19 protein-coding genes are annotated in these 17,927 nt (G+C 64.4%); 6 read left to right on the forward strand and 13 right to left on the reverse strand.

Translation table 11 applies throughout. The annotated features are described in order from the left end of the window. Nucleotides 1-41 precede the first annotated feature (41 nt). Nucleotides 42-944 carry a LysR family transcriptional regulator gene (locus NL2_RS09930; RefSeq protein WP_068074251.1) on the reverse strand — a complete coding sequence of 301 codons (903 nt, stop codon included), beginning with the start codon at nt 942-944 and terminating at the stop codon, nt 42-44. 266 nt (nt 945-1,210) lie between these two features. On the opposite strand from NL2_RS09930, the gene NL2_RS09935 reads away from it, so the two are divergent. From NL2_RS09935 to NL2_RS09960, 5 genes are all read left to right on the forward strand, one after another. Beyond that, nucleotides 1,211-2,698 carry an amidase gene (locus NL2_RS09935; RefSeq protein WP_084356014.1) on the forward strand — a complete coding sequence of 496 codons (1,488 nt, stop codon included), beginning with the start codon at nt 1,211-1,213 and terminating at the stop codon, nt 2,696-2,698. An 86-nt stretch (nt 2,699-2,784) separates the two neighbouring features. Continuing rightward, nucleotides 2,785-3,216, forward strand: a complete 432-nt coding sequence (locus NL2_RS09940) for a hypothetical protein (RefSeq protein WP_157083128.1) — start codon at nt 2,785-2,787, stop codon at nt 3,214-3,216. An 81-nt stretch (nt 3,217-3,297) separates the two neighbouring features. Further along, nucleotides 3,298-4,059 carry a MipA/OmpV family protein gene (locus NL2_RS09945; protein ID WP_068074256.1) on the forward strand — a complete coding sequence of 254 codons (762 nt, stop codon included), beginning with the start codon at nt 3,298-3,300 and terminating at the stop codon, nt 4,057-4,059. A 149-nt stretch (nt 4,060-4,208) separates the two neighbouring features. Continuing rightward, the gene (locus NL2_RS20750; protein ID WP_084356024.1) at nt 4,209-5,477 is read left to right on the forward strand and encodes an FAD-dependent oxidoreductase; all 1,269 of its coding nucleotides are present in this window, start codon (nt 4,209-4,211) and stop codon (nt 5,475-5,477) included. A 60-nt stretch (nt 5,478-5,537) separates the two neighbouring features. Continuing rightward, a complete protein-coding gene (locus NL2_RS09960) occupies nt 5,538-6,554 on the forward strand; it encodes a LysR family transcriptional regulator (RefSeq protein ID WP_068074261.1) in 1,017 nt (338 codons plus the stop codon). On the opposite strand, the gene NL2_RS20755 is transcribed toward NL2_RS09960, so the two are convergent. The 12 genes from NL2_RS20755 to NL2_RS10015 form a co-directional block, all read right to left on the reverse strand. After that, nucleotides 6,487-6,726: a DUF2274 domain-containing protein gene (locus tag NL2_RS20755; RefSeq protein WP_084356016.1), complete on the reverse strand. Its 240-nt coding sequence runs from the start codon at nt 6,724-6,726 to the stop codon at nt 6,487-6,489. The two genes, NL2_RS09960 and NL2_RS20755, sit on opposite strands and share 68 nt — an antisense overlap. 3 nt (nt 6,727-6,729) lie before the next feature. Continuing rightward, entirely contained in the window at nt 6,730-7,953 is a 1,224-nt protein-coding gene (locus NL2_RS09965; RefSeq protein WP_068074263.1) for a TraB/TrbI/VirB10 family type IV secretion system protein, read from the reverse strand. Next, nucleotides 7,950-8,999 carry a P-type conjugative transfer protein TrbG gene (gene trbG, locus NL2_RS09970; RefSeq protein ID WP_068074266.1) on the reverse strand — a complete coding sequence of 350 codons (1,050 nt, stop codon included), beginning with the start codon at nt 8,997-8,999 and terminating at the stop codon, nt 7,950-7,952. The genes NL2_RS09965 and trbG overlap by 4 nt, the downstream gene beginning before the upstream one ends. Next, complete coding sequence (gene trbF, locus NL2_RS09975; protein WP_068074268.1) at nt 8,996-9,679, reverse strand: conjugal transfer protein TrbF; 684 nt, start codon at nt 9,677-9,679, stop codon at nt 8,996-8,998. The genes trbG and trbF overlap by 4 nt, the downstream gene beginning before the upstream one ends. Continuing rightward, entirely contained in the window at nt 9,679-11,043 is a 1,365-nt protein-coding gene (trbL, locus tag NL2_RS09980) for a P-type conjugative transfer protein TrbL (RefSeq protein ID WP_068074274.1), read from the reverse strand. Before trbL ends, trbF begins: the two co-directional genes overlap by 1 nt. A 4-nt stretch (nt 11,044-11,047) precedes the next feature. Then, nucleotides 11,048-11,437 carry a putative entry exclusion protein TrbK-alt gene (gene trbK-alt, locus NL2_RS09985; protein WP_068074277.1) on the reverse strand — a complete coding sequence of 130 codons (390 nt, stop codon included), beginning with the start codon at nt 11,435-11,437 and terminating at the stop codon, nt 11,048-11,050. Between the two features lie 10 nt (nt 11,438-11,447). Beyond that, a complete protein-coding gene (gene trbJ, locus NL2_RS09990; RefSeq protein ID WP_068074279.1) occupies nt 11,448-12,224 on the reverse strand; it encodes a P-type conjugative transfer protein TrbJ in 777 nt (258 codons plus the stop codon). Continuing rightward, entirely contained in the window at nt 12,221-14,677 is a 2,457-nt protein-coding gene (gene trbE, locus NL2_RS09995; protein WP_068074281.1) for a conjugal transfer protein TrbE, read from the reverse strand. The genes trbJ and trbE overlap by 4 nt, the downstream gene beginning before the upstream one ends. Before the next feature lie 12 nt (nt 14,678-14,689). Next, nucleotides 14,690-14,971 carry a VirB3 family type IV secretion system protein gene (locus NL2_RS10000; protein WP_008827607.1) on the reverse strand — a complete coding sequence of 94 codons (282 nt, stop codon included), beginning with the start codon at nt 14,969-14,971 and terminating at the stop codon, nt 14,690-14,692. Then, nucleotides 14,971-15,300, reverse strand: coding sequence for a TrbC/VirB2 family type IV secretion system protein (locus NL2_RS10005; protein ID WP_436626979.1), 330 nt, complete (start codon nt 15,298-15,300; stop codon nt 14,971-14,973). The genes NL2_RS10000 and NL2_RS10005 overlap by 1 nt, the downstream gene beginning before the upstream one ends. Further along, nucleotides 15,300-16,283: a P-type conjugative transfer ATPase TrbB gene (gene trbB, locus NL2_RS10010; protein WP_068074282.1), complete on the reverse strand. Its 984-nt coding sequence runs from the start codon at nt 16,281-16,283 to the stop codon at nt 15,300-15,302. The genes NL2_RS10005 and trbB overlap by 1 nt, the downstream gene beginning before the upstream one ends. A 223-nt stretch (nt 16,284-16,506) precedes the next feature. Beyond that, nucleotides 16,507-17,391 carry a LysR family transcriptional regulator gene (locus NL2_RS10015; protein ID WP_068074285.1) on the reverse strand — a complete coding sequence of 295 codons (885 nt, stop codon included), beginning with the start codon at nt 17,389-17,391 and terminating at the stop codon, nt 16,507-16,509. 108 nt (nt 17,392-17,499) lie between these two features. Between NL2_RS10015 and NL2_RS10020 the strand changes: the two genes are divergently transcribed. Then, nucleotides 17,500-17,892 carry an MAPEG family protein gene (locus NL2_RS10020; protein WP_169799503.1) on the forward strand — a complete coding sequence of 131 codons (393 nt, stop codon included), beginning with the start codon at nt 17,500-17,502 and terminating at the stop codon, nt 17,890-17,892. Nucleotides 17,893-17,927 lie beyond the last annotated feature (35 nt).

Consider the following 17,927-nt stretch of genomic DNA (forward strand, 5'->3'; position numbering starts at 1 on the left):
CGCCTCAACAAATACTGGCTCTCGTCTCGGAAGGGGGGCAGTCACAGCTCTCCGAGCTGTAGTCCTTGGATCGTGGAGCGGACATGCTGCACGGCGACATCGACATCGTGTCGGGCGTGCCAGGCGATATGGATCGGGAATTCTTCCAGTACGATCGGGGGCTTGAAGATGGCGAAATCTTCGATCGACGCCAAAGGCAGGCTGAGCGTCGGTATTACACTTAGGAAGTCAGAACGTTGGACGAGCGGCGCCACCATCAGGAAGCTGGGAACCACGAGGGCGATGCGACGGGTCCGCCCGAGGGCGGCGATTTTGTCGTCCAGTGCGGCTCGTACTTCCCCCCTGCCGGAGACGTTGATGTGCGGGAAGGCTAGCCACTGATCGAGGTCGAAGTTCGTTGCGGCGGGGTGATCCTTTCGCATGATCACCCGCCACCGCTCGCGCATGAATTCCTCCCGCGTAATTGGGGGGGCAGCGGTTGGAAGAATCGAGATGGACAGATCGATTGCGCCTTTCCCGAGCGCCTCCAGCGCACCGACGGCGCCGTGGTAGGGCTGGAAGACAAGATCGATACCGGGTGCTGTTTCTGACAGCAGTCGATGTAGCTGGTCAGCGATGCGGATCGCGAGATGATCGGCGGTAGCGATGCGCACCACCTTCTGGACCGTTCGCAAAGCTTCCGGCTGCAAATCGAGAAGAGCATGGGTGTCGGCCAGCAGGTCCTTGAGGCGGCCGCGAAGAGCCTCAGCGACCGGTGTCAGGCGCATCGCGCCTTCTGCGCGCTCCAGCAGCGGGTCACCAAAGAGCTGCCGCAGGCGGGCGAGACTCGCCGATGTTGCCGGCTGTGACAGATTCAGACGGTTCGCGGCGCGCGACACATGGGCCTCATCCAAGAGGGCGTCGAGGATGACGAGGAGGTTCAGATCGACTGCGCGCAAGTTCATGGCGGATAGTATAATCTAAACAAATGAATTGTCGATCAAGGTATCCTTCAGGGGGATACCCCCATCCGGCGCTCGGGCCAGCGCCGCGCGAGTGGTCGGCAACTCTCATCGCTGCTGCAGATGGGGCCATCCTCGCGTTATTTGTCCGTCAAATGTCGCTTCATAGCAAAAGCCGATTGGGAATTGGCCCGGCTCTTCGAGAGTAAAGGGTCGTTCGACCGTTTGACGTTTCTCGACTTGGTCTGAAGTCGCCGAGGACAGGTATAATGAATCAGGAAATTCTCGAATCTACAGCAAGTGCTGCGGAACTTATCCGGTTGGTTCGTGCAAAGGAAATCTCGCCTAGCGAGGTTCTCGGTCAGACGATCTCCAGAATCGAGCGGCGCAATCCATCTCTGAACGCGATCATACACCTTGATGCCGACGCCGCTCTTGAGACGTCTCGTAGCGTCGAGGCGCGGCTTCTCGCGGGCGACGGGACCGTACGCCTTGGCGGCGTGCCGACGGTCACCACGGAATTGTTCAGTAGCTATCCGGGTTGGCCCAACAGTCTCGGTGGAATTCCATCCGTGAAGCACGCCAAGGGAGCGAGCCGTTCCCTCTATCCCCGGCGGATGGAAGCGTCCGGCGCGGTGCTCCTAGGGTACACCAATTCGTCCCCGCTCGGTTTTACCAGCGTCTGCGACAACCGCCTGTTCGGGCCGACCGCCAACCCGTTTGATCTGGCGAGGAACAGCGGCGGCGCGGCGGGCGGCAGCGCGGCGGCCGTGGCAGACGGCCTAGTGCCGATTGCTGGCGCGCTCGACGGCGGCGGGTGGATCCGAATTTCGGCGGCATGGTGTGGGGTCTTTGGATACCAGTCTTCGCACGGGCGGGTCGCGCGCGTCACACGGCCGAGCGCGTTCGAAGTTTCTCCGTTCGCTTACGACGGCGCGATCAGCCGGACTGTGGAAGATGCAGCTCTCGCGCTGAATGCGCTGGTCGGGTACGAGCCGGACGACCCCTTCAGCGTCCCTTCCGATGTTGATTGGACACATGCGCTGATCAATCCGGTACGCGGATGTCGGATTGGCTTCGCCCCGCATCTTGGCGGGTTTCCGGTTGCACCGGAGATCGTCGAGGTTCTGACCGCGTCTGTCGCCGCGTTCGAAACGCAAGGTGCGCACGTGGTGCCGTTCGAAATTCAATTTCCGCATTCAGCCGAAGAGATCAGCGCCGCATGGCGGCGGATGGTGTCGATGCGCATGGCAGGCGCGTTCAACGGATTGAAGAAACGCGGCATCGACCTGTGCAATGACTTCAGAGACGAGATTCCGGAGGAGGTCTGGGTCTCGATCGATCAGGCGCAGTCGCTCGGCTCAGCCGGGATGCAACGTGATCAGCAAATCCGCACCGCCGTGTACGACGGCATCAATCGCGCTTTGGCTGAAGTGGACGTGATCGCCTGCCCGGCAACGGGTGCGCTGCCTGTGATGAACGGCGTAGCGGGCGACACCAGCGCCCCGAGCGCGATCGACGGCGTGGCCGTCGATCCAGTCGTGGGCTGGTGCCTCGGCTTCCTGACCAACCTCTCCGGCCACCCTTCGGCGTCCCTACCAGCGGGATTTGCGAAAGGTCTCCCGGTCGGTCTGCAACTGATCGGGCAGCGACATGGGGATTTTGAGCTCCTCTCGCTCTGCGCCGCGTTCGAAGCGGCGCGACCCTGGGCGGCTTCCTACGACCGATGTGCGGCCAGAGTGCTGGCTTCCGCATGAAACAATCGGGGCTGGTGCGAAGTACCGGGGGCGCGGACGACCGCCCCGTACCGTACGCGCCAGCTCCTTCAACCAGGAGAAGCGATGTGAGGGTGAAGAACGCATCAAATCCGAAAGGCATTCTTCGATCGAAAGCGCTGGGGCTTCACGTCCCCCGCCTTCTGCTCGGGCTGCTGTTTGTCGTGAGCGGGACTGACGGCTTTTACTTCCTGGCGACCGGCGAAAATCTCATCCATCCGCCGGCGACGCCCGACGCACGCGCGTTAGAAGAGGCGATGCTGGCGAGCGGGTTCATGTGGCCACTCGTGAAGGCCGTGAATCTTCTCGGCGGCATGTCCCTGTTGTTCAACTTCAGGCCGGCCTTCGGGCTGGCGATCATCATGCCTGCCATCACGGTGATCACCCTCTATCACCTGACTCTCAATCCGGCCGGCGTTCCCGCAGCCATCGTCATGGATCTGTTGGCGGGCGTCCTCGCCTACGCCTACCGGCGCAACTACGCGCCAATGCTCGCCTAGGCCAGCGGGGGCTCCCACGAACATCCAACCGTCGCGCAGCGCTCGAAGCGACGCACGATCATGCCAAGAAGGTCATTTGCCATGCAGAAACAGCTAGTTCCTGCAACATTGTTGTTGCTGATCGCCGGAGAGGCGCGCGCGGACGACGTCCAATCCGGCGCCGGGGACAAAGACTACAATCTGAGCGTCGGGCCCGGGGCTGCGATATTTCCGACTTATCAGGGATCGAATAAGTCCAGGGTGATCCCGCTTCCTGTCATAGAGGGGCGGTATGGCCGGTTCTTCGTCGACACGTCGGAAGGCATCGGGGTCGATCTGTATCGCGACGACATCTTCAGGCTGGGGGCGAGCGTCACCTATGTCGCGGGGTACGATAGCGGTGATGTTCCGAAAGGCATCAACGGGATCGACGATACCGCTGGCGCGCGGGTCTTTGGAAGTGTTCGGCTCGACCGCTTCACCTTCTCTGTCGGAGCCGTACAGTCCATCGGTGGAACCAAAGGGCTGGTGGCCGACGCGGGACTTTCTTACTACCTGCCGCTGACATCGAGTTTCGCACTTGTCCCGTCCGTCAGCACGACCTGGGCCGACGGGAAGTATATGGACAACTACTTCGGTATCAGCGCCACGGAGTCGGTGGCTTCCGGGCTTCCGACGTTCAAAGCCAATAGCGGGTTTAAGGACGCCTCACTCTCGCTGACCGGGATCTACCGCGTCTCCGACCGATGGACGGTCACTGGCAACGTGGGCGCGACAATGCTGTTTGGCGACGCCCTCGATACGCCTCTGAACCAGGAAAAATGGAATCCTACGGGGTTCCTCGGGTTGTCGTATCGGTTCTAGTCGATGGCGAGGCCGTGCGGCGAGCCGGATCGACCAGCACTTATATCCGCCGAACAAATACGCGGGTATATGAATCATCAATTGTACGGATGGCGGCGCCAGTTTTACAGCTCTGCTGCCAATAATGCGCCCGATGGCGAGGTGGAGTGATGCGAGTTCTAATCATTGGTGGGGGCCTTGGTGGGCTTTGCCTCGCGCAAGGCCTTCGTAAGGCCGGGACGGACGTCTCGGTATTCGAACGGCAGGCGAGTGCCTCCGAAAATCTGGCCGGCTATGGCATCCACATCAATCGCCACGGTCAGCAAGCTCTGAAGGCGTGTTTGACACCGGAAGGCTGGTCGCGATTTGTCGACCTCAGCACCCAGGCGGGCACCGAGCTGCATTTCCGCGACGAACAACTCCGCCGGCTCGCAACGCGCGACGAAGCGGCTCTCTCGGGCAAACCCGCGAGCGAGGTCGGACTGCGCGGCGTCGGGCGCATCGAACTGCGGGAGATTCTTCTCGATGGGCTGACGGATGCCGAACGCCCTGTGGTTCAGTGGGACAAGACCTTCATCCACTATGAGCAACTTTCCGGCGGCGGCGTCCGCGCTTACTTCGCGGATGGCAGCAGTGCTGAGGGCGACTTGCTCGTCGGGGCGGACGCGAGCCATTCGAAGGTACGCCAACAATATCTTCCGGATGTGCATCGTCTGGAGTTGGGCATCCTGGCGATCGCAGGCCGTTATGTTCTCGACGAAACTCGGGCGCGGGCCTTGCCGCGTGCGCTGACGGATGGCTCCCTCAACAACATCGTCCCGGCGGGTCCAGGCTGGATGTTCGTTGCGGCCTGGCGCTCGCGCTCGGCTGATGTGGACGGACACCGCCAAGCTGCGCAGAACTATGTGATGTGGGCCTATGTCACGCCCCGGTCGCAGCTCGGTCTCGCTCCCCTGGACGATGGGGCATTGGCGCTGCAGGAATTCGTGCTGAGGCGGATACAGGATTGGTCGCCCGACCTAACCACCCTCGTTCGCGACGCTGACCTCGAGACGGTGGCTCCCGTCCCGCTCCGATCCATGCCGGAGCTTGAACCATGGCCGCCCAGCAACGTCACGCTGATCGGGGACGCGATCCATAACATGACGCCGATGGCCGGCATTGGCGCGAACACGGCGCTTCGCGACGCACGCATCCTGTGTGACGCGCTGGTCGAGGCGAAAGCCAGCGACGGACCGCTGGTGCCGGCCGTGGGCGTCTATGAAACGCAAATGCGTGAATACGCCAACAAAGCAGTCGGCCTTTCCAGGCGAAATGCCGAGAACGCCAGTTCCGACGCGCCTTTTCCGAGGCGCATGTTCCGGCTGGTCCTCCGGCTCGCGCAAGCCTTCCCGCCGGTCATGCGCGCAACCTTGGGTCGGAGTTCGAAGGAACCCTGACGAGCGGCACCAGTGGGCGCCTCATCGATGGAGCGGCCTTCATTTTCCTACGAGGAGGCCATGCCCGATCTGTCGCTGGATTTGAGACATTTGAGATACGCGATTGCGGCAGCGCAGCACCGAAGCTTCAGGCGCGCCGCGGTGGCACTCAACATCTCGCAGTCGACGCTTACGCGTCGAGTGCAGTTGCTCGAGCATCGTATCGGGTTTCGCATCTTCGACCGCGGGCCTGATGGGGTCCGCCTAACCCGTGCCGGCAAGTTGTTTCTGGAAGAGGCATCGACGGGCATGAACCAGCTCGGACATGCGGTGCAAGTTGCGGCATCGGTGCAGAACGGGGAACGCGGTGAATTGCAGGTCGGCGTTCTCGTGCCGCTCACGGAAGGTCGTCTACACCTTGCTCTCAAGGAGTTTCACAGACGTCATCCCATGATCCGTGTTCGGTTGCGCGAGGGCTCGTCGGAGCAGAACCTCGCGCGTGTCACGACGGGAGAGCTGGACATCTCGTTCCTCCCTGGGCGCCCACGGCTGGCTGAACACGAGGCGATGCTGCTTTGGACCGAGGGTATCTTTGTCGCGATGCCCCAAGATCATCGACTTGCGGAACGGGAGGAGCTGGTCTGGCAGGATCTGCGTGACGAGACTTTCTTGGTCACTCAGAGGGGGGTCGGTCCGGAGATCCATGATTATGTTGTGCGGAAGCTGTCCGCGCCAGGCTTCAGTCCGCAGATCGACGTCCACGACGTCAGTCGAGAAAGTCTCCTGAACATCGTCACCATGGGTTATGGGATTACCCTCGCAAGTGCTTCATTCCTCGGCCGCGGCGCGGCTGGCATCACATTCCGACCGATCGGCGGAGATCCAGAGCAACTCCCCTCTACAGCCGTGTGGTCGCCGAGCAACTCGAACCCTGCGCTTTTTCACCTGTTGTGTCTCGTCAAGGACGTGGCTGCCGGGCGAATGCCCCAGATAGGTGGAAGCCAGGTTCGAAAGGTCCTAGTGCTCCTGATTAGCTTCCAGGCGTTCGCTCAGTCCTATCTCGGCGTGCCCGTGCAAATCCTCGATCCGTTTGTATGAAGCGTTGAACCATCGCCAGGATGAGCTTTTCAAGTTCGGCGACAGCAACGCCTTCTTGTTGAGCTAGAATCTCTGCATATTGGCGCAAGTCTCGATGGAGAGCCGCAGGCAATTCGAGCGAAACCTTGATAGGCTTTTCGTCGATGACGGCGCCCAGTTTCAACTTGCTCATCGGTCAACCTCCGTAGGGCTCGAGCACAACGTCTCGGGTGACGATCACGCGGACGGGGAACCCCGGACGAATCGTCAGCGTCGGCGCGACGTTGAGCTGTCGGCGGATAATTTGCTGGCCGGCGTCATTGATGGTGTCCTGGCCTCCGTTGCGGATCGCTTGGATCAGGCGGTCATCGTCATTGGTAGCGAGTTCGGCGCCGACGCTGAGCAAGGTCGAAAGCCCCGCTGCCTTGGCGAGATCCCACCAATGATAATCGACGCCGTCCTGCAGGCCGGCATAGCCCTCGGCGTCTGCGCCGGGTTGGCGCTCGAGCACGATCGAGCGACCGTTCGGAAAGATGAGCCGGTTCCAGACCAGCAGCACGCGACTTTGCCCGAACTGCACGTTGTTGTCGTACTGGCCGATGACGCGCGTACCCTGCGGCACGAGAAGGATGCGGCCGGTCGGACTGTCATAGATGTTCTCGGTCACCTGCGCGGTTATCTGGCCTGGCAGGTCCGAGCGAATACCGGTGATCAGCGCAGCGGATATGACCGCTCCGGCCTGCAGGATATTGGGCGAGGCCGGTGCTGCGACGCGATCGGGTGAGACAGTGCGGCGGTCGGCGGCCGCGTTGAGAAAGGCGTTCTGGCGGTCCTGCGCCGTCGGCGTGGCGGGCTGCGGCGCCAATCCGAGACTGGTCAGGTCGGGTAGCTGTTGTGTGCTGGGCGTGGTCGAGGAAGGCCCTGCGGCGGCGGACCGGGTTTCAGTACCGGCGAACAGCCGCGCCGTGCGGGCCGCCTCAAGCTCCTGAATGCGTCGCTGCTCCTCCGGACTGAGACCGGGATTAGCGGTGGCTCCGCCGGGTGCGGGAACGGGTTGGCCGCGATTTTGTGCCCCCAGCATCGGGCGGCCGAGGTCGCCGGGGAGCGGCGGACCAAGCTGGGGCACACCGCTATAGTCGCGCGGCAAGCCCGCAATGCCGTCGGCGGTGGCGCGGTTCTCGGTCGAGTAGAGCTCCTCGTTCGGGCGGCCACCGTCGCGGGTCTGAAGTGCATAGACAAGCGCGCCACCGATCCCGACGCTGGCGACGAGGCCAATTCCCGCGAGGACCTTGCGCGATAGCCGGGTGACACGCGGCGGCTCGGCGCGCAGCCGCATCGGCGCCGGGCTAGCCGGCTCGCCGGTCAGGGACTGAGCCTCGTCGTCGGGCACTTCCTCGTTTCGGGGGTCGCGCTCGCTCACGACGCGGGCCTCCCATCGGTGCGGGTGATGCGGACGCGCTTCTGGTTATCGCCGGAACCGAAGCGTAGCTCGGCGGCTGCGAAGAGGCGGTCGACGATCATGTGGTGTCCGCGGACGCGATAGTTCACCAGTTCCGAGGAATTCCCCTCCGGTCCGACGACGAAGAGCGGCGGCATCTCGCCCTGACCGATGCCGCGCGGAAACTCGATGAAGACCTGACGGCCATCGTCGAAAGCGCGCAGCGGCCGCCAAGGCGCGCGATCACCCTCGATCGCGTACCGGAAGTTGACGTTGGCGAGATCAACTCCGCTCGCCACCGGCTGCGTCGCCTCTGCCTGCGAGTTCTGCCGGCGCAGCGCGATGAGCTGGTCCTGCGGATACTGCCAGGAGACCGACGCCATGTAGGTGCGCTCCGTCGAGCGCAGCTCCATGTGGTAGGTGCGCAGGTTGGTGTTGATGACCAAGTTCGTCATCAGATCCGCGCGGGTTGGCTTCACCAAGATGTGGATTTGGCGCGTCGCACCCGATCCGCTTTCGGTATCGCCGATGATCCAGCGGACTGTATCGCCGGCGGCAACGGGACCGGCGCCAACGAGCTGCTCGCCGGGCTGCAATGCAACGTCGGTGATCTGCCCGACAGCCGTATAGACCTGATAAAGCGCGCCCTGAGTGAAGGGATAGACCTGCATCGAGTTGATGAAGCCGTCCCGCACTGGCTGGATGCGCGCGGCCGCATTGGCCTGGTTCACCCTCGCCGCAGGATCGGCCGGCTCGGGCGCGCGCCGCGTTTCCTCAACCGGCTTCATCTGACCTGGCAGCGGTAGCGGCCGCGGCAATTCGACAACCTGCACAGGTCCGGGCGGATCGATGGTCTGCACGGCCGGAGCGGCATTGTCGTAGGAGATTTCCGGCGGCGGCGTGGTGGTGGCGCATCCGGCGAGGGCGGACGTCGCCAGCAACACGAACGGCAATGCGGATTTGCGCAGAGACGGAAACACGAGGATGTGTGAAGCCGGATTGCCGACTTTACGGAAAGACGGCTTCATTGCCCAAGCTCCCGTGACCAGTTGATGGCGTTGACATAGATGCCGAGCGGATTCGCCCTCAGGCGGTCGGCATTGCGGGGGACCTGCACGACGATCGTCAGGATCGCGGTCCAACGTGTGGTCTCGGCGATCTGACCGTTCTCGTAGCGACGCTCGACCCAGGCGACGCGGAAGCTGTCGGGCGAAGCGCGAATGACGCTCGAGACGTCGACGGCCACCTGTTGGCGGCCGACCTTGGTGAAGGGGTCGTTCGACCGTGCATAGTCGTTCAGAGCCATCGCCCCGCGATCGGTCGTGAAGTCGTACGCCCGTAGCCAGTTCTGGCGAACGATGATCGCGTCGGCAGGGATCGAGCGCACCTGCTCGATGAAGCGCGCCAGGTGGAAGGCGATCTGAGGGTCGGTCGGCCGATAGTCGGCCTCGGCGGGCGCAACGGCTTGAGCCTGACCAAGCCGGTCGACCTGCACCACCCATGGCACGATCGTTCCGCGTGCCGACTGCACGACCAACGCGGTGGCGAAACCGGCTGACAGGATCAGCGAGCCGAAGGCCATGAGCCGCCAGTTCTTCGCCTGAACGCGCGAAGCGCCGATGCGCTCGTCCCAGACCTGGGCGGCACGCTGATAGGGGGTCTCGGGTTCTGCGGCTTTGCCGTAGTGAGTGGAGGGTCGTTTGAACATCAGCGATCGCCTTCGGAAAGGTTGATGGATGAGCCGCCGCCATGGGCGTCGCCGGAACGGACGGCATGTGCCGTGGCCTGAATGGCGTGGGTCATGTGCTGTGAGCGGCGCATCCGCTGGGCCCAGGCGGGCGGGCCGCCAGCAGTCGGAGAGCCGCCTGCGCCGGCTCCGTCTCCGGTGGATGCCGCGCCAGTAGAGCCCATGGTCGAGGAGCCGCCCGTCGCTTCGAAGGCGGCCTTGCCCCCAGCGTTGAAGCTGGACCGCAAGCTGTCTGCGGCCTGTGATGCGGCACGGCGGAGCGGGGAGGCAGCCGCGCTACCGCCGGCTCGTGCCACGCCGCCAAGGCCCGAAGCGACGCCGGCCGCGCCAGACTGGCCGGCGGCGCCGAGGCTGTAGGCGGTGGACGCTCCACCAGCCATAGCGGCGCCGCTACGGGCAGCGGCGGCCGCGCCGCCAGCCAAGGTCGCGCCACCCGACGCCACCGCGCCAACCGCGCCAGCACCGAGCGCGACCATGCCACCAGCGGCCATGCCGGTGCCGACAGCAGCGCCCGCGCTGAGCTGCGGGCCGCCGGAGACGATGCCGCTGGCAATGCCGGGCCCGAAGATGCCGAGGCCGAGTAACGACAGGGCGGCGAGCACGATCGCCATGGCCTCGTCGATCGTCGGGGTTGCGCCGCCAAAGCCGGCCGTGAATTCGGAGAACAGCGTCGAGCCGATGCCGATGATCACGGCCAGGACAAGCACCTTGATGCCGGAGGAGATGACGTTGCCCAGCACGCGCTCGGCCATGAATGCCGATTTGCCGAACAGGCCGAACGGGATCAGCACGAAGCCGGCGAGGGTCGTCAGCTTGAACTCGATGAGCGTGACGAAGAGCTGGATCGCGAGGATGAAGAAAGCGAGCAGCACCAACGCCCAGGCCAGGAACATGCAGGCGATCTGGATGAAGTTCTCAAAGAACGACCAGTAGCCCATCAGGCTGGAAATCGAGTCGAGCAGCGGTCGGCCGGCGTCCAGTCCGGTCTGCGCGACCTTACCGGGGCGTAGGAGATCGGCCGTGGTGAAGCTGGTGCCGCTGGCTTTCAGGCCGAGGCCGGCGAAGCTCTCGAAGATGATGCGGGCGAGGTTATTCCAGTTGCCGATAATGTAGGCGAAGACGCCGACGAACAGCGTCTTCTTCACCAGGCGCGCCATGATGTCGTCGTCGGCGCCCCATGACCAGAACAGTGCCGCCAGAGTCACGTCGATGACGATCAGCGTCGTCGCAATGAAGGCCACTTCGCCACTGAGCAGGCCGAAGCCGCTATCGATGTAGCGGGTGAAGACCTCGAGAAAATGGTCGATGACGCCTGTGCCGCCCATGATGTTATCTCGCCTGGTCGAGCTGCGGCGGCGCGATCGGTGCGGGAGGCTCGAAGACCGGCTGATCGGTGCGGCCCGGTTGGGGGATGACATTGACCTGCGGAGCCGGCGGCATGTCCGGCAGTCGCTCGGCAGGACGCGCGCCGGGTGCGAGGAAGCGGTTGCGGTTCTCCGCCCAGGCGCGCAGGCAGGCCGGATCGCGCGGTCCGGCCTCGCCCAGGGACTGACACCGGATCAGCGCGTCTCGCAGCGGATCAGCTTGCACCTGCGTCATCCGACCGGAAGGCCACGCCTCCGGCGCTTCCTCCTTCCGGTTCATCTCGATTGCGGTCGCGGTGATCGCGACCGCCACGAACACGACGGCGCCGAGCCGGGCGAGCATCTTGCCGTCCATCGTCGCGTCCTCAGTTGCCGTTCGGGAACATGCGGGCGTTGCCGGGCTGATAGCCGGCGCCCGGCGTCAAGAACCGGCGGCGCTGCTCACGGCCCTGTTCGGCGGCGGCGGAGCGCTCCGCTTCGGATAGGCTCTGGGCCCGGCCATTGGCTGCGACGACAGCCGTGAGGTCAGCGAGTTGCTGTGCTTGCAGCGCAAGGAGCTGGTTGCCCGCCTGGGTCGCCTGCAGCGCGCCGGTCGCGCCTTGGCTCTGGCCAACCAGCGCCGACATCTGGGTCCGGTTCGTGTCGATATTGCCGACCACACCGGCTTGGACGCGCATGGCGTCCTGCAAGCCGCCGACGGTGTTTTGCCAGCGTTCGCGAGCGCCGGTGACGAGCTGCTGGTCCGAGGCGGACATCGACGCATCGCCGTAGGTCGTGCGGAAAGCCTGGTCGATGTTCTGGACGTTATAGGCGATGCGCTGAGCTTCGCCGAGAAGTTGCTGGGTGCGCTGGACGGACTGTTGGAGCTGCTGGAGAGACGAAAATGGCAGGCTGGTGAGATTGCGCGCCTGATTGATCAGGCCCGTCGCCTCGTTCTGGAGCGACGTGATCTGGTTGTTGATCTGCTGTAGCGACCGCGTGGCGGTCAGAAGATTCTGAGCGTAGTTCGTCGGGTCATAGACGATCCCCCCGAACTGCGCGTGCGCGGGCACCGCGAAAAACGGGATCGCGGAAACGGATGCGGTGAACAGCGCGGCGGTCAAGCGCAGCATGCGCGAGCGGGAACGAACGGAACGTGTCATGGGCGTGCCTCCGGGTCAGTTTGGGGGGTGACGTTGGTGAGGTCGGCGACGAGGTCGGCGGCCCAGGCAAGCCGGTTTTCGGCGAGCCACTCGGCAAGGAAGCCGTCCGTGCCGCTGCGGGCATGGACTTCCGCGATGAGCGCCTGATGCTGCTTCGATGATGCGGCGCAGAGCGCCAGTGCGACGTCGGACAGGCCGAGCTCAAACAGCCGGTTGCCGCGCCGGGACTGGCAGTAGTAATCGCGTTTGGGCATCGCCCGCGCGAGGATTTCGATCTGGCGATCATTGAGGCCGAAGCGGCGATAGATGGCCGTGATCTGAGGCTCGATGGCGCGTTCGTTGGGCAGCAGGATGCGGGTCTGGCAGCTCTCGATAATGGCCGGCGCGATCGCCGAGCCGTCGATGTCCGACAGAGACTGCGTAGCGAAGATGACGCTCGCGTTCTTCTTGCGTAGCGTCTTCAGCCACTCGCGGAGCTGACCCGCGAAGCCCTCGTCGTCCAGCGCCAGCCAGCCTTCATCCACGATCAGCAGCGTCGGCCGGCCGTCGAGGCGGTCCTCGATGCGGTGGAACAGATAGGCGAGCACGGCTGCGGCCGCGCCGGTGCCGATCAGCCCTTCGGTCTCGAAGACCTGAACATTGGCTTCGCCAAGATGCTCGGCTTCGGCGTCGAGCAGCCGACCATAAGGACCGCCGACGCAATAGGACCGCAGCGCCTGTTTCAAATCGTTGGATTGAAGCAGGACCGAGAGACCTGTCAGCGTCCGCTCGACGATTGGCGCGGAGGCCAGTGACGAAAGCGCCGACCAGAGGTGCTCCTTCACCTCGGGCGTGACGGGGACGCTCTCGCGCGCCAGGATCGCGACAAGCCAGTCGGATGCCCAGGCTCGCTCGGCGACGTCGTCGATCCGGGCTAGCGGCTGAAGCGACACGCTGTCGTCGGCGCCTTCAGTGAGGCCGCCGCCGAGATCATGCCAGTCGCCGCGCATGGCGAGCGCGGCGGCGCGGATCGACCCGCCGAAGTCGAAGGCGAAGACTTGGGACTGCGGATAGCGCCGGAACTGCAGCGCCATGAGCGCCAGCAGCACCGACTTGCCGGCGCCCGTCGGCCCGACGATCAGCGTATGGCCGACGTCGCCGACATGGATGGAGAGCCGGAACGGGGTGGAGCCTTCGGTCTTGCCGAACAGCAGTGGGGGTGCTGCAAAATGCTCGTCCCGTTCCGGTCCCGCCCACACCGCCGAAAGCGGGATCATGTGGGCGAGATTCAATGTGTTGATCGGCGGTTGCCGGACGTTGGCGTAGACATGGCCGGGCAGCGACCCGAGCCAGGCGTCCACCGCGTTGATCGTCTCGGGCATGGCCGTGAAGTCGCGGCCCTGGATAACCTTCTCGACCGTCCGCAGCTTCTCGGCTGCAATGCGGGGATCGTCGTCCCAGACGGTGATGGTCGCGGTCACATAGGCCTGGCCGGCGTAGTCGGCGCCCAGCTCCTGCAGCGCCATGTCGGCGTCGGCGGCCTTGTTGGCCGCATCGGTGTCGACGAGCGCGGAAGCCTCGTTGGTCATCACCTCCTTGAGGATGGCGGCGATCGACTTGCGCTTGGCGAACCATTGCCGCCGGATCTTGGTCAGCAGTTTGGTGGCGTCGGTCTTGTCGAGCAGCACGGCCCGCGTCGACCAGCGATAGGGAAAGGCCAGCCGGTTCAGTTCGTCGAGGACGCCGGGCGTAGTCGCGGTCGGAAAGCCGACGATGGTGAGGATGCGGATATGCGCATCGCCGAGCCGGGGTTCGAGGCCGCCCGTTAGCGGCTGATCGGCCAGAAGCGCATCGAGATACATCGGCGTTTCGGGGACACGGACGCGATGTCGCTTCGTCGAGACGGTCGAGTGCAGGTAGGTCAGCGTCTCGCCGTCTTCGAGCCAGGCGCATTCCGGCATGAAGGCGTCGATGAGCTGAAGGATTCGATCGGTGCGGTCGGCAAAGCCGCGCAGGATCTCGTGTGCATCGACACCAACATGATCGCGGCCCTCGTAGAGCCATGTCTCTGCGCGGGCAGCATCCTCGGCCGGCGGCAGATAGAGGAAGGTCAGGAAGTAGCTCGACTCGAAATGCGCGCCGGCCTCTTCGAAGTCGGCCTTGCGCTCGGCGTCGACCAGGCCGGAGGCGCTGTCGGCGAACATGCTGGCCGGATAGGTCGCGGCGCCGTGGCGCTGCGCCTCGACGAAGATCGCCCAACCGGAACCGAGGCGACGGAAGGCGTTATTGAGTCGGCCGGCGACGGCGACCAGCTCGGCAGGCACGGCGCTGTCGAGGTCGGGACCGCGGAAGCGCGCCGTGCGCTGCAGGCTGCCGTCCTTGTTCAGCACGATACCTTCGCCGACCAGTGCGACCCATGGGAGGTAGTCGGCGAGCCGGGTATTGCGGTTGCGATATTCGGCGAGGTTCATCATCGACGTCGCTCCTCAGACGGACAGGTGGCCGGGGATGCGCAGATGCTTGCGCACGACGTCGACGAACTGTGGATCGCGTTTGGCCGCCCAGACGGCCGCGAAATGTCCCACGGCCCAGAGACCGAGGCCGACCAGCCAGAGACGGAGGCCAAGGCCGAGCGCGGCCGCCAGCGTGCCGTTTAGGATGGCGAGCGAGCGCGGGGCGCCGCCGAGCAGGATGTGCTCGGTCAGCGCCCGGTGGACCGGGACCGAGAAGCCCGGCAACTCGCCGCCATGATCCGCGCCGTCGGCCATCAGACGAGCGCTCCGCCGCCGAACGAGAAGAAGGACAGGAAGAAGCTGGACGCGGCGAAGGCGATCGACAGGCCGAACACGATCTGGATCAGCTTACGGGCACCTCCCGACGTGTCGCCGAAAGCGAGTGTCAGTCCGGTGATGATGATGATCATCACGGCGATGATCTTGGCGACCGGTCCCTCGATCGATTCAAGGATCGACTGAAGCGGCGCTTCCCAGGGCATCGACGAGCCGGAGGCGTGGGCGGCGGGTGCGAGTGCGAGTGTGAGGAAGGTGACCGACACCGCCGTGGCGATGTGGCGACGGATGCGCAGGGCATGCTTGATCATGACGGGTCTCCTGTGAGGGGCTGGTTTGCGGGGGTGACGCGGTAATCGCCGTCGGGGCCGAGGCCCTCGATGCGGGCGAGTTCGGCCAGGCGGCGCGAGGAGCCCCGGCCGGAGAGCACGGCGACGAGATCGATCGTCTCGGCGATCAGCGCGCGCGGAACGGTGACGACGGCTTCCTGGATGAGCTGTTCCATGCGGCGCAGCGCGCCGATCGCGGTGCCGGCGTGGATGGTCCCGACGCCGCCGGGGTGGCCGGTGCCCCAGGCCTTGAGCAGGTCGAGGGCCTCGGCGCCGCGGACCTCGCCGATCGGGATGCGGTCTGGGCGCAGGCGAAGAGAGGAACGGACGAGATCGGAGAGCGAGGCGACGCCGTCCTTGGTCCGCATGGCGACGAGATTCGGCGCCGCGCATTGCAGCTCGCGGGTGTCTTCGATCAGCACGACGCGATCCGAGGTCTTGGAGACTTCGGCTAGCAGTGCGTTGGTGAGGGTTGTCTTCCCAGTCGAGGTGCCGCCGGCGACGAGGATGTTGCGGCGGTCGGCGACGGCCTGGCGCAGGGTCTCGGCCTGAGCCGCCGCCATGATTCCGGCTGCGACGTAGTCGTCGAGCGTGAACACGGCGACGGCGGGCTTGCGGATCGCGAAGGCCGGCGCGGATACCACAGGGGGCAACAGCCCCTCGAACCGCTCCCCCGTCTCGGGCAGCTCGGCGGACACGCGCGGTGCGCCGGGATGAACCTCCGCGCCGACATGGTGGGCGACGAGGCGGATGATCCGCTCGCCGTCAGACGGCGAAAGCAGCTCACCTGTATCGGCAAGTCCCTCGGAAAGCCGGTCGACCCAGAGCCGCCCATCGGGGTTGAGCATCACCTCGACGATCGCGGGGTCTTCCAGAAACCGGGCGATGGCGGGGCCGAGCGCGGTGCGCAGCATGCGCGCGCCGCGAAGGATCGCCTCGGATTTCTGGTGAGTGGCCGCCACATCGTCCCCGTTCTCTTGCGGGTCCGCGAAGTGCGGCCCTGGATCGGGGTTGAGTAGAAGAGGCAGAATTCAGGTCATTACAACAACCATAATGTGGTCGTCGTACTGTGGCGTACAAAGACAGGAGAATGGCGGATTGTGAGGTTACTTGCGCAAGACGGCGCTCGCGCTATCTGCGTCACGCGCGACTAGGGCGAGTCGACGATAGCTTCCGTGGGCGATCTCAAGGATTCATCGTTGCAGAAAGATACTCAAGGAGAGCGCGTGAGGCGGGCTTTGCGGCTCTTCCCGCAGGCAGGACCGCGTGTACATCGACCGAGCCCATTTCCCAACCGGGCAAGATTTGCACGAGAGCGCCGCTGCGCACTTCATCGCGACACCCCCACGCCGCCGTGGAGGCGATGCCGAGACCCGCTAGCGCCGCTGAGATCGCGACTTCGTTCACGGAGATATTGAGCTTGCTCTCAAGGCGGACAGATACGGACTTGCCTCGGGCGCGGAATGTCCATCCGTCTGGTCGCATGCCGGAAGGGCCCATGATCAAGGCGTGGGAGGATAAATCGGCCGGCCTTTGCGGCGTGCCGGCGCGCTCGAGATAAGCGGGCGACGCCACGAGCATTCTTAGAGAACTTCCCAGCTTACGGGCCGTCAAACTGGAGTCATCGAGCGCGCCGAAGCGCAGAGCCACGTCGACAGCTTCATTGATCAAGTCCTGCCGACTATCGGCGAGCACGAGATCGACCCGCAGTGAGGGATGCCGATCCATGAAGGTCGGCAGACGAGGAACAAGCTCGCGCATTGCAAAGCTGGTCGTGGCGCCCAGACGCAGCACGCCTTTCAGTTCGCCCGTGCCTCGGGCTTCGTGATCGGCTTCCTCAAGCGCTGCCAGCACCGGTTCGATCCGGGCGAGATACTGCATGCCCGCTTCGGTCAGGGTAACGGCGCGTGTCGAGCGTGAGAGCAGCGTGACGCCAACATCTCGCTCCAGGCCCGCGACGATGCGTGACACGGATGGCTGCGACAGACCGGTCTCACGGGCCGCCGCGCCGAAGCTTCCGGTGCGGGCCACGCGGCCAAGGAGATGGAGGGCGCCTAGCTTGTCGGTCATTCGAAATACGAATTACTCTTAGTTGTTTGATCAGGCTACCCAACGAAATCCGAATGGGCAAGTATCGTCTGGTAAATGGCGACACAATTCATACGGATGGAGATGTTCTTGGAAGCTCAGTCACTTATTTTTGCAGGCATCCTCATTTGGGTTTCCGTGCTCGTGCAGCACGTAACCAATATGAAGACGCGCGGAGCGCAGTTCTTGATGAGCGACAGATCCGCTCCGCTGTCCGAAGATGGGCTAACGGGCCGGGCAACGCGAACTCTGCGTAACAACATCGAGTCGATCGCGATGTATGTGCCGATTGCGGCCGTGGCGGTGGCCATGGATGTCACGACACCCGTGACCTATTGGTCCGCGATCACCTGGATGGTCGTGCGGACGACCTTCAGCATCGGCTACTGGCTCAAGATCAACATGTTGCGGTCGCTGTCGTGGCTGGTCGGTATGGCCGCGATCGCCGCCTTCGCAGTGGCCCTGGCTGTGCAGGCCGCCTGATCGGACGCGCGCGCCGAATCTCAACCTGCACTCCA

This window comes from Novosphingobium lentum NBRC 107847, from assembly GCF_001590965.1.
GTDB lineage: Bacteria > Pseudomonadota > Alphaproteobacteria > Sphingomonadales > Sphingomonadaceae > Novosphingobium > Novosphingobium lentum.

Excerpts from the sequence above, each read along its gene's own strand:
- trbE (WP_068074281.1), bottom strand. The coding sequence starts at position 14,677 with ATGATGAACCTCGCCGAATATCGCAACCGCAATACCCGGCTCGCCGAC.
- NL2_RS20755 (WP_084356016.1), bottom strand. The coding sequence starts at position 6,726 with ATGAGCAAGTTGAAACTGGGCGCCGTCATCGACGAAAAGCCTATCAAG.
- trbF (WP_068074268.1), bottom strand. The coding sequence starts at position 9,679 with ATGTTCAAACGACCCTCCACTCACTACGGCAAAGCCGCAGAACCCGAG.
- NL2_RS09945 (WP_068074256.1), top strand. The coding sequence starts at position 3,298 with ATGCAGAAACAGCTAGTTCCTGCAACATTGTTGTTGCTGATCGCCGGA.
- NL2_RS09935 (WP_084356014.1), top strand. The coding sequence starts at position 1,211 with ATGAATCAGGAAATTCTCGAATCTACAGCAAGTGCTGCGGAACTTATC.
- NL2_RS10000 (WP_008827607.1), bottom strand. The coding sequence starts at position 14,971 with ATGGCCGACGGCGCGGATCATGGCGGCGAGTTGCCGGGCTTCTCGGTC.
- NL2_RS10015 (WP_068074285.1), bottom strand. The coding sequence starts at position 17,391 with ATGACCGACAAGCTAGGCGCCCTCCATCTCCTTGGCCGCGTGGCCCGC.
- trbJ (WP_068074279.1), bottom strand. The coding sequence starts at position 12,224 with ATGACACGTTCCGTTCGTTCCCGCTCGCGCATGCTGCGCTTGACCGCC.
- NL2_RS20750 (WP_084356024.1), top strand. The coding sequence starts at position 4,209 with ATGCGAGTTCTAATCATTGGTGGGGGCCTTGGTGGGCTTTGCCTCGCG.
- NL2_RS09960 (WP_068074261.1), top strand. The coding sequence starts at position 5,538 with ATGCCCGATCTGTCGCTGGATTTGAGACATTTGAGATACGCGATTGCG.
- trbK-alt (WP_068074277.1), bottom strand. The coding sequence starts at position 11,437 with ATGGACGGCAAGATGCTCGCCCGGCTCGGCGCCGTCGTGTTCGTGGCG.
- trbG (WP_068074266.1), bottom strand. The coding sequence starts at position 8,999 with ATGAAGCCGTCTTTCCGTAAAGTCGGCAATCCGGCTTCACACATCCTC.
- trbL (WP_068074274.1), bottom strand. The coding sequence starts at position 11,043 with ATGGGCGGCACAGGCGTCATCGACCATTTTCTCGAGGTCTTCACCCGC.
- NL2_RS09930 (WP_068074251.1), bottom strand. The coding sequence starts at position 944 with ATGAACTTGCGCGCAGTCGATCTGAACCTCCTCGTCATCCTCGACGCC.